Genomic DNA, 24074 nt, shown 5'->3' with positions numbered 1-24074 from the left:
AAATTATTTGAAAATAAAAAATATAAATATTAGGAGGCATAACTGTGAAATATATAAAACTATTTTTAATCAATATTTTAGTGGTCGGAATTGTACAATATTTCTGTTTTTGGATAGCGGATATCACAGATGATGCTATTTATGAAGGCAATGCATATCTTATTGCACTTGTAACACCTTTTGTTTTATTTATCGTGAATTTTTTAATGGAAAAGAGGGAGAGAAATACTGTGCACAGCAGTTTATTATTTGTCTTAGTTGGAAGCATTGTTGGAATGTTTTTATATTTCAAACTGAGCAGTACCCCCTTTCAAAATGGTTTTCCTTATGATCCTCTTGCAGATAATGAATCAACTGGGCTTTTGTTATTTTTATATAAAGCTGTATTTTTCCAATGTTTGATAGGAAGCATTCTTTATGAATGGGTGTTGCGTAAAAGGAAAAGTTCTGTGCGATAATATCTTAGCATTACTGTAATATAATTGTAGTTTGGATCTCCGATATTTTAGTTCTGCTATTTATAGGGCGATATCCTAATCTTATTCAAAATAGATACAAAATAATAATAATTCACATTTTAAAAGATTCCTTAATGATTAAAGAATATTGATATTGTTAAATATTTAATTGGAAATATGATGAATAATTGTAAAATTAATAAAAATAAATGTAGAGTTACTAGTAAATTAGTGGTATATTTAAATAAAGAAGGGAGGTATGTTAAATTGAGTTCTAAAATTTTCTTTAATTTAGTAGTTTGATTATAATCTTTGCTCTATGTGTATCTTTTATTATACCAAGCGATGAGGTTTCTGCCGCTGAAATAGATGATTCTACTTCTACCGTACTTTCAGATATTCCTGAATCTGTAGATTTTGATTTAACCAAAAATGAAAAACAAGAATTTACTTTTGTTGATGATGAAGGAAATGAAGTTACATATGGCGCAGAACCTGTTTCCGAAAATGTTTTACCATCAGATAATAACCATGTAATTCTTCCAATGGCAAGTTATCCTATTTCTTCCGGAAAATCAACATGGCATATTTATCACTATTCCGGTGCTATTAATATGTCATATTATATTACAATTTCTCGTTCTGGAAGTACCGCAAAAATTACTAATGCGTATAACTTAAGCGTAACTCTAATTGGATATTCTGAAAACAATAGACAATTTGGTTTCACATCTAAAAAAGCAGAGTACACTGGATCGGCTATACTATTCAATGCATTCCTCAGCTTAAGTATTCGTTTAACAGCAACTGTTTCTGGAACTACTTTAAAAACATCGGCTAAATCTTAATAATGTTATAAGGTGTGTGATGCTTTATCTTTGTAGGAACGATCATTTTAATAATTGCGGTAATTGCAATAGTAGCTCTTATTAGATTAATAATAAAAAAGGTGAAATCTAATAAGTAGCTTGCTTTTGGCAATTATAAGAAGCAGAGGCTGGGACGAAAAGTCTCTATAGCGTGAAAAAAAGTGAAGTCGTTGGAAACGATTTCACTTTTTTTGCTTATCTTAGAGATATGTTGGTAAGTTCTCACCCCCTTCCACATATTTTCTTATGTCCACAGCCATTAATGTGAGGTTGGTTTCGTTTTCGACTTTTGATTTTCTACGAACAAAATATTTGTTTGACCATTTGTTTCGGTAACTTTCGTTCACTTCGAAGTTGTTTATGCTTTTTAATAGTAGAACATAGAAGAAAGACTTAGAAGCCAGGCATTTACGTTATCGGTCTCGTAAGTTCATTTATCCTTATTTGGAGGACCAGCGACTTATTCAGGACCAATAGGGGTTTTAATGGGATACCTTTTATATCATAGATAGAAGTACAAAAAATTTAATAATAGTAAATACTTACTATCCAATAGCTTATTTTTTCACTTACAGGAAGCGGATAATAATTTTTAAAGTGTTAGAGCCTAGCAATAAAAGCATTCTGAGAATAGATTTCAATTTAAGTTGTATTTCTCCAATGTTTTTGTATAGGTTGGGAGATTCTTTCACTTGCATCAAGAAACCAAAATAAGACATTTTTTAATTAACAAATTGTTAGGTAGATTTTCATTTAAGAATAAGTACCAGTCACTAAAATAAAAAAGATGATGAATTTCCCCATTTACGTCGTATTTCTTCTGCTTCGCCAATCATTCTTTTAAATAATTCTGAAACAGTAGGGATATCATGGATCATCCCTGTCACTTGACCAGCAAAGCCAAATCCTTCTTCCATTATGCCATCATAGATACACCTTTTATTGGTAGTTCCAGAAATATATTTTTGAATTGCTTCATAACTTGGTGCTTCTTTCTCAATGGCGAGAATCTTTTTGGCATAATCATTACATAAAACCCTTGCTGGTCCAACTTATGCTTGATCCTCCATTTCAAAATAAATCGGATAATGTGCTTCACATCGATTATTGAAAAGTGCATGACAATGGGGGCAATGAGTAGAATTCAAATATTGGCGGATTGTCAGCTCAGTGTGGCATGCTCCACATAAAATAGCCAAAGTATCAAATTGTTCTTTTGACCATCTTTGGATAGGATGATGAGCATGTTCTTCATGGCATTTATAGCAAGGATAATAGCGATGATCGCAGCATGCAAATTTGATCGCTATAATGTCTTTTTCTGTATGGTAATGTATACAACGTGTTTCATCATCTATAACTGAGCCGTATATATGCATTTAAATTCCCCCTAGTTTTAATAGTACGAACGCTAGTGCAATAAGTAATGTACTGCTAATGATCTGATAATCTATTTTTTGAAATCGTAATTCGATATAGTGTGTTCTGCCCTTACCATTCCCATAAGCACGTGCATCGATTGCATAGGTTAGCTGTTCTGCACGTTGGACTGTCGTAAAAAGAAGGGGAACTAACATAGGTATATAGGCAAATAAACGTTTATGAATAGGTAGTGCGTTGATGTCAAGGCCTCTTGCCTTTTGTGCTAACAAAATACGATCCAACTCTTGCAAAATAGTCGGGATAAATCGAATCGCGATAACGATCATTAAAGAGAGCTGCTCGACAGGTAGATGCAGCTTACTGAGTGGTGCTAGTAATTTTTCTAGCCCAGCAGCTAATGACAATGGTTTGGTTGTCAGCGTTAAAAAGGAGGCAATGAGCACAAGCAAAATAATGCGCCACACAAAGCGAATCCCTTGAATAAGCCCCTCTAACGTTATATGGATAAAATTCCAAGACCATATCACAGTAGTCCCTTTCGTTAAAAACAAATGATACAAAAAGGTAAAGGATAATATAAATATAAGGGGCTTTAAGCCTTTCAGAAAGATCTTAAGCGGTATATTCGATAGTCGCAATAGAAGGAACATCAATAACGTTGCAGCGATATAGCTGGTGATCGTCTCTAATGTGATAAAACTTAACATGATAACAGAAATACATATGATTTTAGAGCGAGGATCTAAACGGTGAAATATGGATTTTGCTTCGAAATATTGTCCGATTAAAATAGAATTATTCATCATCTAACCCTCTCGCTTTTAAAATCGGTATAACCTTGGCGAATATGTCCGCTTCTTTACAGCTTGTCACTTGAATGTTTCCCCCAGAAAGCTCTTCAACCAACTGTAAAAGCTGTATGGATTCTGGTAATGCTAATACGGCTTGTTTGAGTAACGAAGATTTCTCCAAAAAAAGTGTTTCCACAGGAAAATGCCCCATTAAATATCCTCTATGAAATAACATGACTTCATCAGAATATTGCGCCACATCCTCCATTTGATGAGACACAAAGAGGATCGTTCCTTTCGTTTTGTGCTGCCAATTTTTTAATTGCTGTAACAGATTTGTTCGATTGATCGGATCTAATCCCGCTGTTGGCTCATCAACGATCAATACCTCTGGCTTTGTCATTAGTACAGAAGCAATAGCAACTCTTCTTTTTTGCCCACCGCTTAATTGAAAAGGAGCAAGAGGAAGAATGTCTTCTGATAAGTTAACCATCGGTAAAATAGTAGATATCCTGTCTAAAATGCCTGTTTTCGTCATGTCTTTATGCTTCAGTGCGAAAGAAAGCTCTTTTTCTACAGTGGTTTCAAATAATTGATGCTCTGGATATTGAAATACAAAACCTATTTCAGGGATTACACCAATATTGCCTTTTGAATCCTGTTTTACAGGCTGCCCGTTTAGTTCATAATCCCCTTGAAAGGGAACCAATCCCTTTAATACTTTTACAAAAGTAGATTTTCCAGCACCTGTTTGACCAATAATGGATATCCATTTTCCTCTCTCTATTGAGCAGCTGATATGATGAAGAACTTGTTTTTGTCCATATGTGACGTTTATGTTTTTTAATTTGTAGACCATTGTGATCGAATGGCTCCCTTCCAATCTGCTGTCAATGCAACAGCTTGTCCAGATAATCGATGTAATCGTACAGCAAACGGCTGTTCAAGTTGAAAATTCTCAACAGGGATTGTTTGAAAAAAGGGAGCGGGTTTTCCATCAAAATGTATTTTGCCTTGCGCCACAAGCAGAATACGATCTGCTTGTAATACTTCCTCCATATGATGAGTGATATGAATAATCGTCATCCCTTCGCTATGAAGTTGATGCATAATGGCTAGTATCTGATTTCTTCCTTCAGGGTCCAGCATAGAAGTAGCTTCGTCAAAAATGATTATTTCTGGTTGCATGGCAATGATAGCAGCAACTGCAACTCGTTGCTTTTGCCCACCCGATAATTCATGGGGCATGGCATCCAAATAATCCTCCATATTGACAACTTTTAATGCGGATAAGGCACGATTGTACATATCTTCTTTTGGCACACAGATATTTTCTAGCCCAAAAATCACTTCATCTAAAACAGATGTAGTGATAAATTGATCTTCGGGGTTTTGAAACACAAATCCAACACGCTGCCTTATTTTCATCAAATCGTTAGGATCTTTTGTATGATGATTTCCTATTCGGATGGTTCCTTTTTTAGGCATTAATAGACCATCGATTAATTTCGCGATCGTTGATTTGCCACAACCATTGGGACCTACGATACAGACAAATTCCCCTTTCTCGATTGTAAAGCTGATATCCTCTATAATAGGTTTCTCTTTTTTATAGTAAAAATAGACATGATCAAATGTAAGCATCTAATCACTTCCCTTTTGGTCTTTATATGTACGGAAAAACTCTTCTGGACTATTGGCAGACATTGTGATCGTGGGCTTTTGCCATCTTGTGATTTTCGTGCCATTGACACCGAAGATTTCTCCTGTTAGATGCTTATCCGAGTGATGAAGCAATTGTCGTATAAAAATAGCGACATCATCTGGTGAACCAACCTTCCAAAAGTCAGGGAAAGGTTCCTGCCGCTTTTTATATTTTTCAGTTAAATGTTCAATGACAGGTCTTGTCATATCTGTTAGAGCAGCAGGGGAAACAGCATTGACTCGAATCCGGTAACGCTTCAATTCTTCCGCGAGTGTCCAAAGCATGCCGAGAAGCCCAGCTTTTGCAGCACTATAGTTGACTTGACCAACTGAACCCATTAATCCAGCAGTAGATGTCATCAAAATGATATCTCCACCATGTTCTATCAAATAGGGTAAAGCACGACGAATACAATAAAAGGCACCATTCAAATGGACATCTATCACTGATTGCCAGTTTTCATCTGTCATATTTATACACTTTTGATCTGCTAAATTTCCTGCGTTGTGAATCAGGACATCGATTTGCCCGAATGTTTGAACGGTATATGCGATAAGGGAGGAAACAGCAGCCGCATGTCGAATATCTGCACAATATCCAACAGCTTTTCCACCAGTAGCTTGAATCTCTGAAACGACTTCATCGATTCGTATGGAATTTGTTCCATTTATAACAACGTGATAATCAGCGTCACTAAGATGTTTTGCAATACTTTTTCCGATCCCTCTAGTAGAACCAGTAATTAATACAACCTTTTTCATGAATCCCATTCCTTTACATAGAAAGTTCCTAAAGCAATGCTTTGTTGCCCTAAAGTGGAACAGCATACTTGTACAAAATTTTCTTGAACGTCAAAATCCAATTCGATTTCTTGATCGACTAATAGTGAATGTAGAAAGCGCATTTCATATTGTCTGATCCATTGATGAGGATGTGCTTTTAAATAAATCGATTGTGCGAATCCCATTAAGTACATGCCATGAACGATGGGACGTTCAAATCCAGCATTTTGTGCAGCCCTTTTATCTATATGGATAGATGCATTGTCCTTTGAGATTTTTGCATAGTGAAGGATTTCTTCAGCTGTGATGAATTTTTTCATTCGTTTCACCTACTTGAATTAAAATAGTTGTGGCAACAACAATTAATCTCCCTTCACATTTGCATGTCAGCTCATATGTAGACAACGTTAACTTTCTAGTTTTCCCTTTTTTCTCTTCCATTTTTAGAAGCGCCAGTTCACAATCTAATAGCATTCCGGCTGCCATCGGTTCTTCATAAAGGAATTTTTGAGAACCGTGTAACACAGGGGAATCTTGGTTCGCTGTTTCCTTAAAAAATGGCCAAAAAATAATGGGCATTGTAGAAGGAGCAATCAGTTTTCCTTGAAAAAATTGCAAAGGAGAGTCGATGCTTCGAGCATATTCTCGAATCCACTGCTCCGTTACGTGTAATTGCTGTATTTCACTCATTCCATCGCCTCCACAAGAGTAGCTATGCCCATTCCACCGCCTATACCAAGAGTAGCTATCCCTCTTTTATAAGGTTCTAGGAGCATTTCATTGCATAAGCGGGTCATCAAGATCGCTCCAGATGCACCATAGGGGTGACCTAAAGCAATTGCACCACCTCCGCGATTTACCTTGTGAGTGGGGATGTTCAATTCTTTCAAGCTTGCTAATACCTGACAGGCAAAGGCTTCATTAAATTCAATGATATCTAGGTCATTGATCATGATATGTTGGCGTGTTAATAATCTTTGGACGGCTGGGACTGGTCCTATTCCTAAATAATGAGGATCTACACCAACTACCTGCGCATCGACCAATTTTAAAATAGGGTGAAGATGGAGTTTTTGGCACATATCCCATGACATGATTAAAAGAAGGGCTGCTCCATCATTTAATGGACAAGCATTGCCAGCGGTTACTGTCCCTTCTTTTAAAAAGACGGGAGAGAGTTGTTGTAATTTTTCAAGGCTTGTATTTGCCCTTGGACATTCATCAAGGAAAATCCATTTTCCATCCACTTCAATTGGTACAATCTCTTTTTGAAATCTTCCAGTTTGAATTGCCTGAATCGCTTTTTGATGACTGAGGAGGGCGTATTCATCCTGTTCCTCTCTTGAAATGGCATATTTTTGTGCAACATTTTCTGCGGCAATCCCCATATCTGGGTCTCCATAGCTACTAGGAGTAAAGGGTGCACGTGAATAAGGTTCGGGCATGCCATTGAGTGATAATGGTTTTTTCATTTTCCAAGGTGCTCGACTCGTACTCTCAACACCGCCTGCTAGATAAACATCTCCCGCTCCACTTTGTACCATTCGCATAGCAATATTAATCGCTTCCAAACCAGAACCACATTGTCTGTCAATGGTCATTCCAGGAACGGAGAAGGGGAGTGAAGCCTCTAAAGCAGATAATCTTGCTATATTGCCACCGGGTCCAACTACATTGCCGATAATGACATCATCGATTAAATCGTTTGAAACTTGAGTTTCCTGTAAAATTTTTTTGATCAGTGGTGCTAACAATTTTTCAGGCTCTAATGTGCGGAATTGACCACCGATTTTTCCAATAGGTGTTCGTTTGGCCGCTACGATGACTGCATCTCGCATGATTTCACCTTCTGTAGAGATTCCCTCATTTTCTGACGGGCAATTTTGCCGCTACTTGTGTAGATAAATTGTTCGATTGCCACGATTTCTTTTGGTAGTTTATAGCTTGGTAAGTATCGTTTACCATATGTCTTTATTTCTTCGACTGTTAAATGTTTGGAACCTTTCCACTGGATGAGGGCAATTACTTTTTCACCCCAATAAGGGTCCGGGATGCCAAGCACCATCACTTCTACGATTTCTGGGATAGATTTTAGGATGAGTTCAACTTCCTCTGGATAAATATTGAGACCGCCAGAAATAATCATATTTTTTGCGCGGCCGGCTATATATAAATAGCCTTCTTCATCTTCAAAGGCGTAATCACCCATTTTAAGCCATCCTCGATAAAATACCTTTTCCGTTTCTTCAGGCATATTGAAATACCCTGAAAAGATCATGTCACTTTTGATAAACAATTGACCAATTTCACCCTGAGAAACTTCTTGAAAATTCTGATCACGTATAGAAATCTTGACACCTGGAAAAGGTTTTCCAACAGATTCCGATTGCCGATCATCATTTACATCATAAAAACTGATATAGCTTGCTTCAGATGCACCATAGAATTCAAATAACTTTGTATTCCCTAAAATTTTTTTAGCTTTTCTTTTGGATGCATCATTCCATTTGGCCCCTGAGCTAATAAGTGCTTGGATGGGCAATGGTTCTGTGACGACCTCCAGTAGCTTTTCGATCATTGTTGGCACAACAAATAAAATCATATCAGGTGTTTCTTTACACCGATCGATGACAGCTTCGACATCGAAATGCGTAAATAGATGAAACGTTGCTCCGTCATATAAACTTTGCATTAAAGCAAACAAAGAGAGGGATTGTACAAAAGGACCAGGTGCCGAAATATGCTCCATATTGCTAAATTGAAAGGCATCTATTGTCGCCCTAAAACTTTTAATCCAAGAAAGGGGAGTTCTCATATAGCCTTTTGGCATTCCAGTAGTTCCTGATGTGAAAGCAATAAATAGTACCTCATTTGTTTTGAATGTGTCCAATGCTTGAAGCCCTGCTAACCAGTGAGAATAGGACCCTTTTTCATCATCTGCAAATGCGAATAGATGATCGCTGTAATGTTGAAAATCATCCATGTTTTTTTGGATATAGTCTATCTCTGAAAAAATCACTTTTGGCTGGCATTTATCAACAATCACTTTTACCTCATTTGAGCTCCATTTAGGATCGAGGGGAACAGGGATACATCCAGCATATATGGTTCCAAGAAAGACCTCTACAAATTCCATGCGGTTTTTTGATAAGATCGCGATTTTATCATTGTGACAGCCGATTTGTTGTAAACCATAGGCGACTTTCTTCATCTTCTGGGCCAATTGCCAATAGGTTTGTTGTGTTTGACCGTCTGATAGGGCAATTTTATTAGGATGAGTCAATGCGTGCTGTAATATGGATTCAATTATTTGCATGTAATCACACCATTCTATTGATTTTAACTTTGGGATTTTTGCTCTATTGGGCTAATGGATTTTAATTGCACCGCAAGAAAAGCAGCAATAATCGCTTTTAGGGTATCACCAGGTAAAAAGGCTGTTGCACCGACAAGGCCTGCCCAAACAGAAGTATGTGTGATGATCGCCATAATGGGTGCACCAATTAGACTCACAAGTACCACACCAAAAACAAAGTTAATGATAAATAATTTCCATGTTTTTAAAGACCCCCATACTTTTTCTGAGGCATAGCCAATAAGGAATGCTACAAGTGCCAACTTAATATGTATCCAGCAGATGGTCCAACTAATACGGATAGACCACCTCGTCCACCTGGTAATATCGGTAAACCTAAAGCAACCAATATGATAAATAGAATTAAGCTAATCGTCCCTGATTTTTTTCCTAAAAAGCACCCTGCAAGCATTACACCAAGTGTTTGTGCTGTTATAGGTACAGGTATAAAACCTAGTGAAATGGGGGGAACCATTCCTAATACGCTGATTAATGCAGTAAATAGTGCTGCATAAACCATTTCTTTTGTTGTCATTGTTCAACCTCCGATAAATATTAGAATGAATAACATCTATGTTGATAGATGTATTGGCATAATCATACCGCGTAAAAAACAATATGTAAACAAAATTATGAAAACGGTTAACATATTTTCAGGGAGATTATCATAAAAAATGAGGGCAGAATGAAAGAGGTATTTAGAAATGAAACTTTATCCCGCTTTAACGGGCAGTAAGACGCCCATCTCAAGATATAGAGAACGAGAAAAATAGATGATGGGGGATCAACTGCCCGTAAAAGCCCGATTGGTTCGGGGCGGGCATGATGTTGGTCACTCAGGTGTTACCACAGGACGAGGCGCTTTTCACTTTCGTTCCTCTAGTTCAGTGGGGGATGAAGAAAACCCCTACGGATGGAGTTTCACTTTATCCCGCTTTAACGGGCAGTAAGACTCCCTCTCAAATCATAGAGAAACGAGAAAGATGGATGATAGGGAACAACTGCCCGTAAAAGTCCGATTGGTTCAGCTAACCATCCGTGGGGGCACGGATGGAGTTTCACTTTATGATTAATTCATTTGTATCAGCAATTATTTTGAGCGATTTAATCGTGCGTGTAAAGCTAATTTTCATTTGAATAAATCCCTTTATATTCCCATATATCTTTATATGTAGGGATTGAGGTGATCAGATGTTTTATGTTGGGACTGTTGCTTTTTTAGCTACTGTAGTAGGATTCGGTTTTGGTGGTATTATTGCGCTGTTTTTAAAAGAAATTCAGCAAAAGGCTTCTACGATCAATGCTTTATGCACGGGTTTGATATTAGGATTGGTTTCTTTAGAGATCGCACCCGAAAGTATTTATCTTGGTGGCTGGATCGTCTTTACGATTGGAGCTTTGTTAGGCGTTTTTAGTTTTATAAATATTCACGAATTTTCTCATAAGATAGCCCCTTCAACGGAAAATTTCCAAAAGGATCGATTTATTCAAACGGGCTTTTTATTGGCGATTAGTATTGCCATTCATAATTTTCCGCTAGGTATAGCATTTGGAGCTAGTCAGAATCTTGGAATTAGTAAGCCGATACTTCAAGCGCTTATTTTGCATAATATTCCTGAAGGGATCGCAACGTTTATCCCTTTATTTCTAGCAGGTCTCCGATTTAAAGTATTTTTGTTTATCATTAGTATTGTTTCTTTGCCAGTTGCCTTTGGATCGATTGTAGGAAGTATTATTGGCATGAAATACCCAATATTATGGGCACTTATTATTAGTTTTGCATTGGGCATTATCGTGGTTGTCACTATTAAAGAAATTTTCATAGAGGCTGTAAGGCAATCTTCTTTTGGACGAGCTCTTTTTTACGTCGTGGTAGGTCTTTTGGTGATATGGGGATATTTATCATTGACTAAATGATCAGATATAATTATCAATAATGGTATAAACATAGGAATATCAAGTGTTTTGATTGGGAGAAAATTAGTGAATACATTTGACATAATAGTTGTATTTTAACGCCAATTGCTCACTATTACAGCCCATTTTCTTCCATAACCAGTAACATTGAAAGGGATGCATATGATATTTGTAATAAGTTATCGATGACATATGGTAATACTATAAATCCCTTAAAGAAAGCATACTTAATAATAAGAAGAGTTTCTTTAGGAGGGATTGTTTCATGAATGAATCAACAAATGTACGTGAAACGGTTATGCAAATTGAAAATAAATATAAGAAGGAAGAATTTTGGAATGTCGTTACACATGGCTTAGGCTTTTTGCTTTCTATTCCCGCCCTAGTTCTACTGATTATCAAAGCAAATGAGCATGGTTCAACGTTACATATGGTAAGTTTCGTTGTTTTTGGTGTATCCATGATGATACTATATTTAGCTTCCACCTTATTTCATAGGTTTCTAAAGTACAAACTTATTTTTTCTAAGTTAGATCATGCCTCCATTTATATATTAATCGCAGGTACTTGCACACCAATTGCTCTAATTGGAGTAGGAGGAAAACTTGGGTGGGTCATTTTCGGTATCGAATGGGGACTCACGATTGTAGGGATTATTTTTAAACACTTTTTCATTTATCGCTTTAACGCTTTATCGCTAATGCTGTATATTGTGATGGGGTGGCTTATCGTCATTGCGTACCGTCCATTGGTTGAACATATTACACCAAATGGGGCTCTTGTATTATTAATAGGCGGGATTTTATATACAGTGGGCACTTATTTTTATCAAAATCGTAAAATTCCTTATAATCATGTTATTTGGCATTTATTTGTGCTAGCTGGAAGTGCAGCGATGTACTTATGTGTGTTTTATTATTTGTAATTTGATAAAAATGGCTGTTTGATAAGTGTCTATCTTAATAAAATGATTGAACTGTTGAGGATTTAATTTTCACTACAAAATATAGTGTATTTGCTGATTTCCGCTACGGCTGGCACGACTCTGCGGCTGAACACCTGTAACGGAAATCAACAGTTTAGAAATGACAAAAAAGGATCATGGAATTGAATGCAAAACGAAATACTTAATACTTTTTGGACACCACTCTTTGTTTTGTTCGTATCACATGCTTAAAAGTTGGCAGTGGAGAAAGAAGTAAGAGAGACTATTTCAATGCATTGATTTGCTTGGTCAGCTCATTAAATTTTTGATCTAATTTAGCATATTCTTTATCTTTTGGAGATAAAAAACTTAGTTTGCCTAGAACCTCTTGCCGTTCATTTTCCAGTTTTAGTCGGAGCTCAGAGTTGTCACTATTGTTTTCAGTTGATGGCGCGTCAAATTGTTTTTGAATCGTTTGATCCATAAAGACTAACTTATTGGTCGTAATCTTATTTAAAAAATAGAGATCATGTGATACAACAAGCAATGTACCATTATAACTGGCTAATGTTTCTTCTAATTGTTCCCGTGATGGTAAATCTAGGTGATTGGTTGGTTCATCTAAAAGAAGGACGTCTTTTTCCTCTAAGATATAGGCTATTAATTTACATTTAACACGTTCACCCATACTCATATTGGAGATGGGTTCTTTCCATTGTTCTGCGGTAAAACCAAGGTGCTTCATCAAGTTTTGAACTTTTCCACGTTGTTGAAAAGTTTCTTTATAAAATAACTGCTCCGGAGTTTGATCGAGTGGTAAATCAAATACCTCCTGTGTTAAATAGCCGATATTAGCACTTGGAGAAATCCAAATGTCACCGTCTGCTTTCTCAAGCCCCATTAGAACCTTCAAGAATGTTGTTTTTCCACTACCATTTGGTCCGATTATAGCGACCTTTTCACCATGCTGGATCGTAAAATGAGCATTTTGAAACAAGGTTCGATTTTCAAACGACTTTGTTAAATTTTTGACCTCTAAAAATCGTTTTCCTCGTTTTTGGTTTGAGTGAATTGAAAATTGAACGGAATACTCAGGAGCCACTTTTTCCACTTTTGTTTTCTCAAGCTCCTTTTTTAAACGTTTTTGTTTGGATTTTACTTGTATATCCATCTTTTTTGCTTTGACACGATAATATTCTTTCACTCCCTCCTGTTTTGTTGATTGTGCGTGTGCTTTTTGAGACCAGTTGGAAATTTCATTGATTTGGGATTCAATTCGTTTGATCATTTTTTGTTGCTTTTCGTATTCTTGTTGTTGAGAACGCCTTCTTTGCTCTCGATGATGCATGTAACTCGTATAATTTCCTTTATGTTCAAATAATCTTTTTTCTTCAATCGACCATATCTTTGTTGCAACGACATCAAGAAAACGTCTATCGTGTGAAACAACGACAATTGTCCCTTGATAATTTTGTATTTGCTTGATCAATAATTCTGTACTCTCTTGATCTAAATGATTTGTCGGTTCATCAAGTAATAAAAGATTGACATCCTTTGAAAAGCCTTCAGCTAATCTCGCTTTTAATTTTTCACCACCGCTTAAAGAAGAAAAATGAGCAGTGGGGACATGCCATTTTGATAGGAGCGTTGCCTCTAATTGATCGATATTCTCAGATTCGTATGTTTCAGCTTCCTGCTTTACATAAAAAGTGGTCATATTCTTCGGAATTTGTATGAGCTGGCCTTTTGTCGGTTTTAAATTTCCTTGTATAAGTTGCAGGAGTGTGGATTTTCCAGCACCATTTTTGCCGATAAGTCCAATAATCTCTCCTTTTTGAATCGTGGTATTTAAATCTTCCAGCAACGATTGATCTTGAAATTCGAAGCTTATATGTTGAAGTTTCAGTAGTTCTTGCATATTATACATCCCTCTTTTTTAGGGAGGATCCATTAGACTCTAGCGTAACGATATCCGGATTTTTCCGATAAGCTTGCTTGAAAAGTTTTTCTTTAAAATTCGTGACATCGACTAGAGACTTCATCTTGATTCAGCGGACGTTGTACACTTGTTGAATAGGGGATCGCATTCATCTTGCTACCTATAGAGGCGGTACCTGCCGCTATGCTTTCAGTACAAAAAAAGATTTGGCTCCTGCCACTACGTTTTCGTCGCACCAAACATCTGCTTCTGTTGTACGCTTTCTTCGCAAAAAAATTGCTGAATCAAGAGAAAAAATCCTCCCAAAGTTTTTGGAAGGATTAGTCGCTTTTTTGCCTATTCAAACAAGCTATTATCAATAGCTTTAACTGTATATAGAGAAAATGAGCAGACTAATCCTATTTTTGAAATCGAAACATGAAATTTCAATCGTTAAAAATAAGATTATTGAATCATTGTCCACCCATCGTCCCTTCAGTTGTGTTTGCCCTTATTGTATCATTTTTTCCCAATTATCAAAAGTAAAACCTCATCTAAATTTTTTTGTCAAATTGGAAAGTGTTAGAATACTATGTTCAATATCCATGACGTTCTATTGACATTGGATAATGTACCATAAATTACTTGTCTACTTTTCTTATTTTAGATTTATAGTTATGTATACGAATCAATTTCATAAATCATTTTCTTCTTAAAAAATACGAACATTTAATAATAACTAATTTTGATAATTGTGGAGCGGAAGACGGCGACTCCTCGAAAATGCATGCATTTTCTTCGTGCGGTGTTAGTTCAGGAAGTTTATTCAAAGTCCTACGGGAAAAGCTTGAGCTGAAAGCCCCGCAGGAACAATTGAAGGGACAAAGCCTAAGTTCGCCACGTCCTGTGGCAACGGCTTCGGGGTCAACATCGTGTCGACCCGAGGAGATTGAAGCCAAGCCCGTGGAAAGCGCCGTCTGGAGTGGAACAAAAAATTCTGAATATTAATGTTCATGTTGATTAGAAATGTTCGTGTTTTTCATCTGGATTTTGCATTATGAAATTGATTCATACAGATATCTTAAAAATTCACTTCATTTATGATAGATAAAATGTTGGAAAGGAGAAGAAATTAATGAAAAGATTTCTTGCTTTGTTACTAGGATTCTTACTATGTCTTGGTACAGCAGGTTATTTACACTATGATGTTTATGCAGATGACGATATTCCAGCAGTTACAACTAAAGCGCAAATAAAGCAGGAAGTTTTAAAAAATTTAGATCAAGTTAACCCTGATTTTACCATTTCAACAAAAATCCCTATTTATCAATCAAAAGAAGTCGATGAAATGTTCAAGAATATCATCGATGAGCTAAGCACAACCGCCAATTATGGATTTGGTAATTTGACGGGTTACTCTTATTATATTTCGTCTAAAATGGGCTTTATCCAAATAAAAGTAGAGGCTTTTTATTTAACAACACCACAACAAGAACAGAAGATTAATCGTAAAATAGCATATATTGTGAAGCATAACCATTTAAAAGAAATGACTGACTTTGAAAAAGTTTATTTTGTCAATAAATATATAGCATCTCATACGAAGTACAGTTCAGATGCAACTGACGGAGGTCATTCTGCATATGCGGTACTGTTCGATCATAAGGCTGTCTGCCAAGGCTATGCACTAGCAGCATATCGGATACTTACCGAAGCAGGTGTTGAGACGAAATATATTACTGGTCAAGTAAAAGGGTCAAATCATGCGTGGAATAAAGTAAAAGTAAATGGCAAATGGTACAACCTAGATATCACTTGGAATGATCCTATGCCTGACCGCGGTGATCGCTATCGTTTAAATTATTTTTTAATCAGCGATCAACAATTAGCAAAAGATCATGTATGGAAATATCGTTCTGAAACGCCAGCTACAAGCCAAAAATATGAATTCCTTATGAACGCACAAGCTTTCAATATCGGTAAAAATAATTTTTACTATACTTTACAAAATGATTCTAATTTCTATAAATGGAATATGAAAAAAAATAAAAAAACAGTGTTATTTCAAAACTATATACCACTAAAATATATTGATATACATGGTCAATGGCTAACACTAAAAGACTTTGATGGAGATACTGCACAAGCCAAAATAGACGGATCAGATTATACAGGTTTTACACAAGTAGCTTTTCATGATTTTGCATCATCTTTGAAAAAATGAATAGCTCGAATTGCCTCACAGATTTTATCTCACATTGGCTGACCACAAGGCATCTATTTTAAAGATTCAAGTGAAAAACAGAGGACAAGTGGGAGTGATTGCTTATAAAAGCACACAATTATTTCAAAAATTTTTAAAATAGGAAGCGTCTATTTTTAGACTGAGTGAATATGATAGAACTATACAAATTGAAATAAGTAGATTTTGTTCAAATAGGCTACGAAATAAACGAATGATTTTCAAACCTTTCATTTACAATTAGTGTAACGAAAGAAGCTTGAAAAACAATAATTAATAATGATCCTGTATCATCATCCAATCTATAGTAATGGGAAAAATAATTAGATATCATAGTGTCTACAGTACTATTGATTCTTTATACTATATAACGAAGGCTGCTCTTCAAGGAAGAGTGGTCTTTGTTTTTGAAAAATTTTTTAAATAAAATCAGGTATATTGATAAGGAAGTTTTCAAAGGAATATCCAAGTGCCGATAGTTAAGAACCATAAGTTTTATTTATGAAAAAATATAAAAAAGTTAAAATTTACTTATGATACATACTGGATGTAAAATGATGTAAGAGGAAGTATTAAACGTGATAGGAGTGGACTAAATGTCGTTTCAATTTCAAAGGATTGATCATATCCAGCTAGCAGCCCCAAAAACAGTGAAGATATCTATTGCCTTTTTTTTAAGGATATATTGGGGTTTGAAGAGATTGAAAAAACCAGATACATTGAAGAAAAATGGTGGAGTTTGGTTTGCCACAGGAAATATTCAAATTCATATAGGGATTGAAGAACCTTTTTTACCTGCTAAAAAAGCACATCCCGCTTTTGAGATCAATAATCTCGAGGGATTGAAAGGGCATCTTGCCAAAAACAACATTCCATTTATAGAAGATGACAAGCTTCCAGGTGCAAATAGGATTTATCTTTTTGATCCTTTTGGCAATCGAATAGAGGTATTAGAATGGGTTTCAGCCTAACAATCATTCAGTTTCTATGATGGCTGTCGATTGTATCCAATATTTATGTGAAATGATGCGTTTGAAAAAATAAAATTTCAATTGTTGTAAAATAATTTTCAAAATTAATTTCAAAAACGTCCATATATTTTTTATATTTGCATTATAATAGAGTCATGAAGAATCCAATATAATTGTATAGTTTTGAAAATGATATGTTTATACGTGCAAAACAGTGATGTAACAAATGGTTTACTTTGTGCTACTATTTATTTTATTTACATACGTTCGCTTTCATAGTCCCCTAACTTCAGATATCGTGCGTATAGTCAAATCAGAAATAACTTGTACAATTACCATGTTAATACGGTTTTGCACAATGAATGATCAATACCCAATCCGATATGCCATAAGGATTGGGTATTGTATTTTCAAGAAGTTTTTTTGCATTGTAACTCAATATCATATCAATCATTCGATCAAAACACGATAACGTAAATGGCAGATTATATTTTTATATTGTCCTTTTTCCTATTTTTTTCTCTATGTATTTATAAAAGAGGGATTGAATGAAAAAGAATGGACTTGTTTATAAGTGTATGTTTAGAGAATAATCATCTGATTGAGCAGGAAATGTATTTTAACGATAAAGCAGCACAAACTATCGAAAAAGTATTCAATAATCGAAGCTCCCAATGATTAGCTGTTTTGAAGTAGCAAAATAAATGTAACAATTGTAATGGAATATTATGTCTATTGATTATTTAATTTTGCCCATTAAGATAATCAACGGATTTCCCCTATAGATTGCTCACTTTGCCGCGGGATATTGAATTTGCTTCATTGAATAATCACGCCATAAAATTATAAAAGAAATGTTTAGAGTATCCAAAATTAAACGTTGGAAAAAGCTTTTATTCGCTTATGGGAACCAAAAAATATAGAATAGAGTCATAAAGGTAACAAAATAACAGGATTATTGCTAGAAGGTGATTTTTATGACAAAAAGATTAAAAGTATCATTTATCGTTAATATTGTATTGTTGACTGCTTTGATAACTGTACTTGTTCAAACGAATAGCTTTGCTGATGTGGAAACAAAAATGGATCATAAAGTGATGGATTCTCAATCAGTTGTATTACGTCCAGCACATTATGAGCAGCGACAAACATTATTTGAACGGTTAGCGATCACAAAAGAATCCACAGTCATGCTGGGTGATAGTATGATATTATACAATGAATGGGCAGAAGAATTTCCCATTAAGCCTATTTTAAATCGTGGGATTGGTGGAGATACTACGTTTGGTCTTTTGAAAAGGTTGGACACTATTACAGATGGACAACCAAAGCGAATCGTTTTAATGATTGGCATAAATGATATTGCAAAAGGCTTTAGAAGAGAACAAACGTTAAATAATTATGATAAAGTTCTTTCCGATATTGAAGAAAAAAGCCCCAATACAAAAATCATTATGACGTCTGTATTACCTGTGAATAACAAATTATACGGTCATCGTGTACATAATTCACAAGTGGTTCTTTTAAATGACGGCCTTCAAAAGCTAGCAAGCAAACATAAAATCCCAATGGTCAATATTCATGATCAATTTTTAAAGGATGGTCAATTAGATAGCCAATATACGAGTGATGGGCTGCATTTAAATGGAAAAGGCTATGCGATTTGGGTAAATGCATTGAGACCATATATGGATCAATAATCTACACATAAATGGGAAGGCCTAATCGTGTTTTCTACACATTTAGCACCCATTTTTTAACTCAATTTTTGCGAACTTCTAAAAATATAAAACTAAACAATAAAATTCAGATAAAAAACATGAACATTTTAAATCAACATGAACATTAATATTCAGAAGTTTTTGTTCCACTCCAGACGGCGCTTTCCACGGGCTTGGCTTCAATCTCCTCGGGTCGACACGATGTTGACCCCGAAGCCGTTGCCACAGGACGTGGCGAACTTAGGCTTTGTCCCTTCAATTGTTCCTGCGGGGCTTTCAGTTCAAGCTTTTCCCGTAGGACTTTGAATAAACTTCCTGAACTAACACCGCACGAAGAAAATGCATGCATTTTCGAGGAGTCGCCGTCCTCCTCTCCACAACTATCAAAATTAGTTATTATCAAATGTTCGTATTTTTTAAGAAGAAAATGATTTATGAAATTGATTCATATATGAAAATTTAACAATAATCTTCTATCTTAATAATTCTATAGAGAACACACTGACGGAGCGCAGGTCATTCTAAGAAAGCCCATCATGAAAAAATTATTATTGGTGAGGAACTTTGAATCGTCAATTGGACTTGTTTGACTATACGAACAAACAAGCAGAACAAATTTATAATTTATTAGCAGGACAAGAAATTTTTTTATTCCGCATTAACGGGTAGTAGATCCCCATCTCAAGGTTTAGAGAGAAACGAGAAAGATAGATGGGGATCAACTGCCGCATACGCCTACGCCCGATTGGTTCGGGCGGGCAGAATGTTGGTCCCTCAGGGGTTGCCACAGGACGCGGCGCTTTTAACCTGAGTTCCTCTATTCCAGTGGGGATGAAGAAAACCCTACACTGATGGAGTTTCACTTTATCAAAACATATCTTGAATCAGGTGAATTTTTAAAGTAAAGAAAAAGCAGCTATTTCACAAATTTTATTTTCTGAGTGTGTTTCTCGTTAAAGAAGGATTTATGAATCGCTATGGAGTAGATGAAGACAATAGATGACCAGACGAAATTTCCGATAAACAACCTTTTGTTATTAGAAAGAATTATAAGATAACTAATGGTGCCTAAACTAATGCAATAGGAAACCATCAGCCAAAAACCCCATGGCTTTAAGTTCATATATCCATAAATAACGATTAATGTCACGATTGCTAGGAGAACTCGAAATAGTTCTTCAGGAAAATCAGATAATCCCAACTTTTCTGCAAATCCAAATTTATTGGCAATTTGGTTAAAGAAAAATGTTGTGGAGATTAAAGCAGCTATTCCAAAAATAGATAAGTAACTAATGAGAGTTACCCCAATTGGTCTTTTCAAATTAAAATCCCTCCATTTCTTATGTAAAAATTCAGGTGTGCTGACTATCCAGTTTTATTCATGAAAAGATAGATAATCAACTGATATCTCCACTACAATCCATAAAAACGAAGTTAAAATAGGAGCTTTTCACGATTATATTCATCATCATTTTTCTTAATCAACACACTTGGTAAGATTTTTTCTAATACAAATCCTGTCACAACATCAATCCATTTAATATATATGCATGTCCAAACTAATATAATCCAAAACAACATCAGCTAATCCCTCACTTTTCTTTTTGAATAAGACCTCTTATGTTGAATTTATTTTATTTAAATAGAAAATAAAGGCAAAAGCCGTTTATTTTTAAGTAAAAATTGAGTATATTACAACAACTCGTCTAATTAAAATCCCACTATATGCAGACAAATATGAGGTGTTGGAAAATGGAGCATGCTATAAAGACAGTAATCTTAGTAGTAGGAGCGATGGTTTCTTATTTTTTAGGGGGGTGGAGTATATTATTAACCACCTTATTAATCTTAAATATATTTGATTATTTGACAGGCATAGCAGCAAATTGGGGGAATCTTTCAAGTAAACGAGGATTAAAAGGTATTATAAAAAAATGTGTGATGTGGGTGTGGATTGTTGTTGCAAATCTTCTTTATAGGATATTAGCTCAACAAGGATTCGATTTATCACAAATCATTCCAGATGGAGTAGTTATTTTATTCATCATCAATGAAATCACATCTTTAGGTGAAAACAGCATTAAATTAGGCATTAATGTACCAGAACCTATCAAAAAAGCATTAGAAATCATGAAAGGAGACAAAAAATAATGGTAAAACAATTCGTAATCAGTTCAGGTCATGGAGAAAAGGTCCCGGGTGCTATTGGCATATTAAACGAACATAACGAAGCAAAGAAAGTGGTCGATCGCGTATATACGATTTTGACCACTCAGTACAATGGAAAGGGTTATAAATTCCACGATACTACATCGACGACGCAAAATAAAAATTTGGAAACAATTGTTAATTATCACAACAATAAATCACGCTTATTGGATATTAGTGTTCATTTTAATAGTGCCTCTGCAAGTGCGACTGGCTCTGAATGCTTATACTATGATGCGAAGTCGCTATCAGCTGCAATGGCAAAGGCTATGGCAACGGCACTGGGTATTACGAATCGAGGGGCAAAAGAACGTAAAGAGCTGTATTTCCTCAAAAATACGATAAAACCAGCCATTTTATTAGAGGTATGTTTTGTGACAAGTAAGAAGGATGCGGCTGCCTATCGTGAAAACTTTGAAAAGCTATGCCAAGCTATCGCTAAAGTGATTGCAGAAGAACTGGATTATACAAAAAAAGTGACAATTAGTAACTATTATCAAAGTGGAACAGGCAAATATAAAATCAAAAAGAACTGCTGGGCCTATAATTCTTTGAAATTTGACAAAAAGAATCGAGTAGAACTGTGTCCTAAAAATACAGTTTATACGATCGTAGGTGTCGTTCGTTATGGCAATGTGTATCGTTTAAAAACGAAATCGGGTCTATATATCACTGCCAAAAAAGAATTTGTCCAAAAAGTATAAATGGGTAGAGAGAATTATTCAAGGTGTAAGTAAACTTTCATAAGCAATTGCTCTCAATTTGTACACAGCAAAGATTTTTACACAGAAAAAGCAGAGATGGGATGCATGGTTTAAAAGGTCGATGGATATTTATAAATAGTTTTTACCTAAATAATAAGAGAATGAAAAGGCATGGGACTGGGACAAAAGCAATTTAGCTAACGAGAAATAAGAACAATGAATAGAATTGCAAATGCTTAGCGACAATTTACAAAAGTTGAGAAGAGAAATTATAGAATTGCTCAAAAGCTTGAAAACATGAATTTTTATCTTGATTCAGCAATGTTTTATGCGACGAAAGCTATAGCGACAGGAGCCAATATTTTATGTACCGAAAGAGTCGTGACAGGTACAGAAGACACTCACCTCTTCTATAGGAGGCGAAATGGGATGTACAAACTTTCGCTAAATCAGGGCAATTTTTCAAGCAACCTCGAAAAATCTGGACGTAATGACACTAGGACGCAATTGATCCCGTATGAACAAGGTAGTTGTTCATACGCTTTAGGATTTAAGTAATCAACAAGGGGATAGGTGTAGGAGCGACTGTTTGTAAACGCTAGCTTGGTCAACTAACATACAGTGGGATAAAGAAAACTACCCACTGTATGAATGTTCGCCTTATCATCAATAGGTTTTAAGGAAAAACGTTCCTTAAAGCTGATTTGAATGTTAGGTCTAAAAAACTTTTCTAAACTAATATGTATATTTCCTGTGTAATCATCTTTTTCATGTGTAGCTAGAAGCCATGACTCATGAAAATTTATCTTGCTTGGATGCCTTGTTCGATTGCCCAAGCCAATCCTTGAGGGTTTTCCCAAGCCATAGAGTGTCCCGCATTTTTTACAACTTCAATATGAATATTGTGAGTACTAAGTACCTGCAGATCAGGATCGGGTAATGAATTCTCTCCAAAGATGAAGGTTTTAGGACAATCAAGCGAGTATAATAGTTCTCTCCATGATGGTTCTTCTCCTTCTGCCGCTGATTTAGAAATGAGATAAGCTGCTGTAGGCGACCATGATGATAAGGCTGCTGCCCACATTTGGTTTCCGTTTGTTCGGCTTTCTTGTACCAATTTACTAAAACCATTCTGTTGAAAATCCTGCATATCAAAATCCGCAATATACTTGCTGGTTGAGCCTATACTACTTTTATCTAAATTGGCTTCACTCAAGATCATTCTATCGATTTGAGTACGGCATTTAGTGGCTAAAGACAGTGCTATGGCTCCTCCTAGACTATGACCAAATAAGACAAAAGATTGCAATCCAATGGAAGTAACAAAATCCGCAAGATATTCTGCATGATCATTAACTGTATAAGTAAAATCATCTGGTTTGTCACTATACCCGGAACCTAAAAGATCAACTAAAATACAACGGTGTTTTTTTAGGGCTTCTTGTGCTGCTACAAGCGGATAATCAAATGAGCCAGCGCATCCAAGCCCATGGATAAATAGAATAGGTATTTCTTGACCAAGAAAATCATGATAACGAAGAATAGCATTCGCTTTTTTGACAAAATACTCTTTCATGAAAAAACGTCCCTTCCTATGTAGGATTATGTTCAAATTCTATCACAGGAATTGGAATTTTTAAAAATTGATTGAGTTATTTATTATTCAAATTGAATATTTAACGAAGCCACAAGATAAAACTATTTAGAAATAATTCATATCTCGTAACTGAAGAGTTCCTATTTTCTGCGCTCAATCTTATCCATTCTACGAGACAATTGATCCAATTGTCTTTGAATTTGATCAAGTTGTCTAGAATGATTTGTATTATTTTGTGACGTTTTAGAATCACTATTTTCTGCTTCTTGTAAAGCGATCGCGGCCGCAATAGTTGCAAGTCCGTCGCCAAGTGTGGTTATGGCTCCCGCGATGACAGCCAATTTTGCTGCATAATTTTCGGGTAATTCGGGTTTTTGAGAAGATTGATTATTTTTCATTTTATCTCTCCTCACTTTCAAATAAAAGATCGTAAAATTCAACTCATATGATAAATATTTTATTCTTGGCTGATCATTTTGAAACTTGTCCCAAAGCGATTCTTTTTAAGCATTTTTAAATAGGGGTTAG

26 protein-coding genes and 1 pseudogene are annotated in these 24074 nt (G+C 35.5%); 11 read left to right on the top strand and 16 right to left on the bottom strand.

The window, feature by feature from the left end:
• The first annotated feature begins 44 nt into the window (after positions 1 to 44).
• Together FEZ13_RS06540 and FEZ13_RS06535 are read left to right on the top strand one after the other, a co-directional pair.
• The gene (locus FEZ13_RS06540) at positions 45 to 458 is read left to right on the top strand and encodes a hypothetical protein (RefSeq protein ID WP_146551930.1); all 414 of its coding nucleotides are present in this window, start codon (positions 45 to 47) and stop codon (positions 456 to 458) included.
• A 299-nt stretch (positions 459 to 757) separates the two neighbouring features.
• The gene (locus FEZ13_RS06535; protein ID WP_146551929.1) at positions 758 to 1306 is read left to right on the top strand and encodes a DUF5626 family protein; all 549 of its coding nucleotides are present in this window, start codon (positions 758 to 760) and stop codon (positions 1304 to 1306) included.
• A gap of 794 nt (positions 1307 to 2100) precedes the next feature.
• Here FEZ13_RS06535 and FEZ13_RS19455 read toward each other — a convergent pair.
• From FEZ13_RS19455 to FEZ13_RS06485, 11 genes and pseudogenes are all read right to left on the bottom strand, one after another.
• Entirely contained in the window at positions 2101 to 2244 is a 144-nt protein-coding gene (locus FEZ13_RS19455) for a hypothetical protein (protein WP_186725806.1), read from the bottom strand.
• 135 nt (positions 2245 to 2379) lie between these two features.
• On the bottom strand, positions 2380 to 2706 hold the full coding sequence (locus FEZ13_RS06530; RefSeq protein WP_146551928.1) for a CHY zinc finger protein: 327 nt from the start codon (positions 2704 to 2706) through the stop codon (positions 2380 to 2382).
• Positions 2707 to 3513 (bottom strand): energy-coupling factor transporter transmembrane component T family protein, encoded by an 807-nt coding sequence (locus FEZ13_RS06525; protein ID WP_146551927.1) that lies wholly within the window; start codon positions 3511 to 3513, stop codon positions 2707 to 2709.
• On the bottom strand, positions 3506 to 4360 hold the full coding sequence (locus FEZ13_RS06520; protein ID WP_146551926.1) for an ATP-binding cassette domain-containing protein: 855 nt from the start codon (positions 4358 to 4360) through the stop codon (positions 3506 to 3508). Before FEZ13_RS06520 ends, FEZ13_RS06525 begins: the two co-directional genes overlap by 8 nt.
• Positions 4345 to 5145 (bottom strand): energy-coupling factor transporter ATPase, encoded by an 801-nt coding sequence (locus FEZ13_RS06515; RefSeq protein WP_146551925.1) that lies wholly within the window; start codon positions 5143 to 5145, stop codon positions 4345 to 4347. The genes FEZ13_RS06520 and FEZ13_RS06515 overlap by 16 nt, the downstream gene beginning before the upstream one ends.
• Positions 5146 to 5967, bottom strand: a complete 822-nt coding sequence (locus FEZ13_RS06510; RefSeq protein WP_146551924.1) for an SDR family oxidoreductase — start codon at positions 5965 to 5967, stop codon at positions 5146 to 5148. It lies immediately after the preceding gene.
• A complete protein-coding gene (locus FEZ13_RS06505) occupies positions 5964 to 6308 on the bottom strand; it encodes a MaoC family dehydratase (protein ID WP_146551923.1) in 345 nt (114 codons plus the stop codon). Before FEZ13_RS06505 ends, FEZ13_RS06510 begins: the two co-directional genes overlap by 4 nt.
• A complete protein-coding gene (locus FEZ13_RS06500; protein WP_146551922.1) occupies positions 6286 to 6678 on the bottom strand; it encodes an FAS1-like dehydratase domain-containing protein in 393 nt (130 codons plus the stop codon). The genes FEZ13_RS06505 and FEZ13_RS06500 overlap by 23 nt, the downstream gene beginning before the upstream one ends.
• A complete protein-coding gene (locus FEZ13_RS06495) occupies positions 6675 to 7826 on the bottom strand; it encodes a thiolase family protein (RefSeq protein WP_146551921.1) in 1152 nt (383 codons plus the stop codon). Before FEZ13_RS06495 ends, FEZ13_RS06500 begins: the two co-directional genes overlap by 4 nt.
• Entirely contained in the window at positions 7805 to 9304 is a 1500-nt protein-coding gene (locus tag FEZ13_RS06490; RefSeq protein ID WP_146551920.1) for an AMP-binding protein, read from the bottom strand. The genes FEZ13_RS06495 and FEZ13_RS06490 overlap by 22 nt, the downstream gene beginning before the upstream one ends.
• Positions 9305 to 9327: 23 nt before the next feature.
• Positions 9328 to 9755: pseudogene (locus tag FEZ13_RS06485) on the bottom strand (biotin transporter BioY).
• Positions 9756 to 10116: 361 nt separating this feature from the next.
• Between FEZ13_RS06485 and FEZ13_RS19450 the strand changes: the two are divergent.
• From FEZ13_RS19450 to trhA, 3 genes are all read left to right on the top strand, one after another.
• The gene (locus FEZ13_RS19450) at positions 10117 to 10293 is read left to right on the top strand and encodes a hypothetical protein (protein WP_222434400.1); all 177 of its coding nucleotides are present in this window, start codon (positions 10117 to 10119) and stop codon (positions 10291 to 10293) included.
• Between the two features lie 241 nt (positions 10294 to 10534).
• Positions 10535 to 11260, top strand: coding sequence for a ZIP family metal transporter (locus FEZ13_RS06480; RefSeq protein ID WP_146549107.1), 726 nt, complete (start codon positions 10535 to 10537; stop codon positions 11258 to 11260).
• A gap of 265 nt (positions 11261 to 11525) precedes the next feature.
• Entirely contained in the window at positions 11526 to 12185 is a 660-nt protein-coding gene (gene trhA, locus FEZ13_RS06475) for a PAQR family membrane homeostasis protein TrhA (protein ID WP_243881289.1), read from the top strand.
• A 283-nt stretch (positions 12186 to 12468) separates the two neighbouring features.
• On the opposite strand, the gene abc-f is transcribed toward trhA, so the two are convergent.
• Entirely contained in the window at positions 12469 to 14103 is a 1635-nt protein-coding gene (gene abc-f / locus FEZ13_RS06470) for a ribosomal protection-like ABC-F family protein (RefSeq protein WP_146551919.1), read from the bottom strand.
• 1135 nt (positions 14104 to 15238) lie between these two features.
• On the opposite strand from abc-f, the gene FEZ13_RS06465 reads away from it, so the two are divergent.
• The 4 genes from FEZ13_RS06465 to FEZ13_RS19445 all read left to right on the top strand — a co-directional run bounded on the left by FEZ13_RS06465 (position 15239) and on the right by FEZ13_RS19445 (position 19889).
• Positions 15239 to 16327, top strand: a complete 1089-nt coding sequence (locus FEZ13_RS06465) for a transglutaminase domain-containing protein (protein ID WP_146551918.1) — start codon at positions 15239 to 15241, stop codon at positions 16325 to 16327.
• 614 nt (positions 16328 to 16941) lie between these two features.
• Positions 16942 to 17316 (top strand): VOC family protein, encoded by a 375-nt coding sequence (locus FEZ13_RS06460; protein ID WP_146551917.1) that lies wholly within the window; start codon positions 16942 to 16944, stop codon positions 17314 to 17316.
• A 977-nt stretch (positions 17317 to 18293) separates the two neighbouring features.
• On the top strand, positions 18294 to 19016 hold the full coding sequence (locus FEZ13_RS06455) for a GDSL-type esterase/lipase family protein (RefSeq protein ID WP_146551916.1): 723 nt from the start codon (positions 18294 to 18296) through the stop codon (positions 19014 to 19016).
• Between the two features lie 732 nt (positions 19017 to 19748).
• Positions 19749 to 19889, top strand: a complete 141-nt coding sequence (locus FEZ13_RS19445) for a hypothetical protein (RefSeq protein ID WP_186725804.1) — start codon at positions 19749 to 19751, stop codon at positions 19887 to 19889.
• 64 nt (positions 19890 to 19953) lie between these two features.
• Here the strand turns inward: FEZ13_RS19445 and FEZ13_RS06450 are convergent, their stop codons facing one another.
• Positions 19954 to 20358, bottom strand: a complete 405-nt coding sequence (locus FEZ13_RS06450) for a hypothetical protein (RefSeq protein ID WP_146551915.1) — start codon at positions 20356 to 20358, stop codon at positions 19954 to 19956.
• A 113-nt stretch (positions 20359 to 20471) separates the two neighbouring features.
• On the bottom strand, positions 20472 to 20618 hold the full coding sequence (locus tag FEZ13_RS19440) for a hypothetical protein (RefSeq protein WP_186725803.1): 147 nt from the start codon (positions 20616 to 20618) through the stop codon (positions 20472 to 20474).
• Between the two features lie 171 nt (positions 20619 to 20789).
• Here FEZ13_RS19440 and FEZ13_RS06445 point away from each other — a divergent pair, with 171 nt between their 5' ends.
• Complete coding sequence (locus tag FEZ13_RS06445; RefSeq protein WP_186725802.1) at positions 20790 to 21188, top strand: phage holin family protein; 399 nt, start codon at positions 20790 to 20792, stop codon at positions 21186 to 21188.
• Entirely contained in the window at positions 21188 to 21949 is a 762-nt protein-coding gene (locus FEZ13_RS06440) for an N-acetylmuramoyl-L-alanine amidase (RefSeq protein WP_146551914.1), read from the top strand. Before FEZ13_RS06445 ends, FEZ13_RS06440 begins: the two co-directional genes overlap by 1 nt.
• An 802-nt stretch (positions 21950 to 22751) precedes the next feature.
• Here FEZ13_RS06440 and FEZ13_RS06435 read toward each other — a convergent pair.
• Both FEZ13_RS06435 and FEZ13_RS06430 read right to left on the bottom strand, forming a co-directional pair.
• Positions 22752 to 23525 carry an alpha/beta fold hydrolase gene (locus FEZ13_RS06435; protein ID WP_146551913.1) on the bottom strand — a complete coding sequence of 258 codons (774 nt, stop codon included), beginning with the start codon at positions 23523 to 23525 and terminating at the stop codon, positions 22752 to 22754.
• Positions 23526 to 23686: 161 nt separating this feature from the next.
• Positions 23687 to 23944 (bottom strand): hypothetical protein, encoded by a 258-nt coding sequence (locus tag FEZ13_RS06430; RefSeq protein ID WP_146551912.1) that lies wholly within the window; start codon positions 23942 to 23944, stop codon positions 23687 to 23689.
• Positions 23945 to 24074 lie beyond the last annotated feature (130 nt).

It is taken from the genome of Rummeliibacillus sp. SL167, from assembly GCF_007896505.1.
Lineage (GTDB): Bacteria > Bacillota > Bacilli > Bacillales_A > Planococcaceae > Rummeliibacillus > Rummeliibacillus suwonensis.
Note: the sequence above shows the minus strand (reverse complement) of the source record. Positions and strands in the feature narration are given on the sequence as shown.

Coding starts and splice junctions, on each gene's coding strand:
- FEZ13_RS06495 (WP_146551921.1), bottom strand. CDS start 7,826: ATGCGAGATGCAGTCATCGTAGCGGCCAAACGAACACCTATTGGAAAA.
- FEZ13_RS06505 (WP_146551923.1), bottom strand. CDS start 6,308: ATGAAAAAATTCATCACAGCTGAAGAAATCCTTCACTATGCAAAAATC.
- abc-f (WP_146551919.1), bottom strand. CDS start 14,103: ATGCAAGAACTACTGAAACTTCAACATATAAGCTTCGAATTTCAAGAT.
- FEZ13_RS19440 (WP_186725803.1), bottom strand. CDS start 20,618: ATGTTGTTTTGGATTATATTAGTTTGGACATGCATATATATTAAATGG.
- FEZ13_RS06480 (WP_146549107.1), top strand. CDS start 10,535: ATGTTTTATGTTGGGACTGTTGCTTTTTTAGCTACTGTAGTAGGATTC.
- FEZ13_RS19455 (WP_186725806.1), bottom strand. CDS start 2,244: ATGGAAGAAGGATTTGGCTTTGCTGGTCAAGTGACAGGGATGATCCAT.
- FEZ13_RS06455 (WP_146551916.1), top strand. CDS start 18,294: ATGACAAAAAGATTAAAAGTATCATTTATCGTTAATATTGTATTGTTG.
- FEZ13_RS06520 (WP_146551926.1), bottom strand. CDS start 4,360: ATGGTCTACAAATTAAAAAACATAAACGTCACATATGGACAAAAACAA.
- FEZ13_RS06530 (WP_146551928.1), bottom strand. CDS start 2,706: ATGCATATATACGGCTCAGTTATAGATGATGAAACACGTTGTATACAT.
- FEZ13_RS06460 (WP_146551917.1), top strand. CDS start 16,942: ATGTCGTTTCAATTTCAAAGGATTGATCATATCCAGCTAGCAGCCCCA.
- FEZ13_RS06515 (WP_146551925.1), bottom strand. CDS start 5,145: ATGCTTACATTTGATCATGTCTATTTTTACTATAAAAAAGAGAAACCT.
- FEZ13_RS06510 (WP_146551924.1), bottom strand. CDS start 5,967: ATGAAAAAGGTTGTATTAATTACTGGTTCTACTAGAGGGATCGGAAAA.
- FEZ13_RS19450 (WP_222434400.1), top strand. CDS start 10,117: ATGATGGGGGATCAACTGCCCGTAAAAGCCCGATTGGTTCGGGGCGGG.
- FEZ13_RS06435 (WP_146551913.1), bottom strand. CDS start 23,525: ATGAAAGAGTATTTTGTCAAAAAAGCGAATGCTATTCTTCGTTATCAT.
- FEZ13_RS06430 (WP_146551912.1), bottom strand. CDS start 23,944: ATGAAAAATAATCAATCTTCTCAAAAACCCGAATTACCCGAAAATTAT.
- FEZ13_RS06490 (WP_146551920.1), bottom strand. CDS start 9,304: ATGCAAATAATTGAATCCATATTACAGCACGCATTGACTCATCCTAAT.
- FEZ13_RS06445 (WP_186725802.1), top strand. CDS start 20,790: ATGGAGCATGCTATAAAGACAGTAATCTTAGTAGTAGGAGCGATGGTT.
- FEZ13_RS06465 (WP_146551918.1), top strand. CDS start 15,239: ATGAAAAGATTTCTTGCTTTGTTACTAGGATTCTTACTATGTCTTGGT.
- FEZ13_RS06500 (WP_146551922.1), bottom strand. CDS start 6,678: ATGAGTGAAATACAGCAATTACACGTAACGGAGCAGTGGATTCGAGAA.
- FEZ13_RS06525 (WP_146551927.1), bottom strand. CDS start 3,513: ATGAATAATTCTATTTTAATCGGACAATATTTCGAAGCAAAATCCATA.
- FEZ13_RS06440 (WP_146551914.1), top strand. CDS start 21,188: ATGGTAAAACAATTCGTAATCAGTTCAGGTCATGGAGAAAAGGTCCCG.
- trhA (WP_243881289.1), top strand. CDS start 11,526: ATGAATGAATCAACAAATGTACGTGAAACGGTTATGCAAATTGAAAAT.
- FEZ13_RS19445 (WP_186725804.1), top strand. CDS start 19,749: ATGGGGATCAACTGCCGCATACGCCTACGCCCGATTGGTTCGGGCGGG.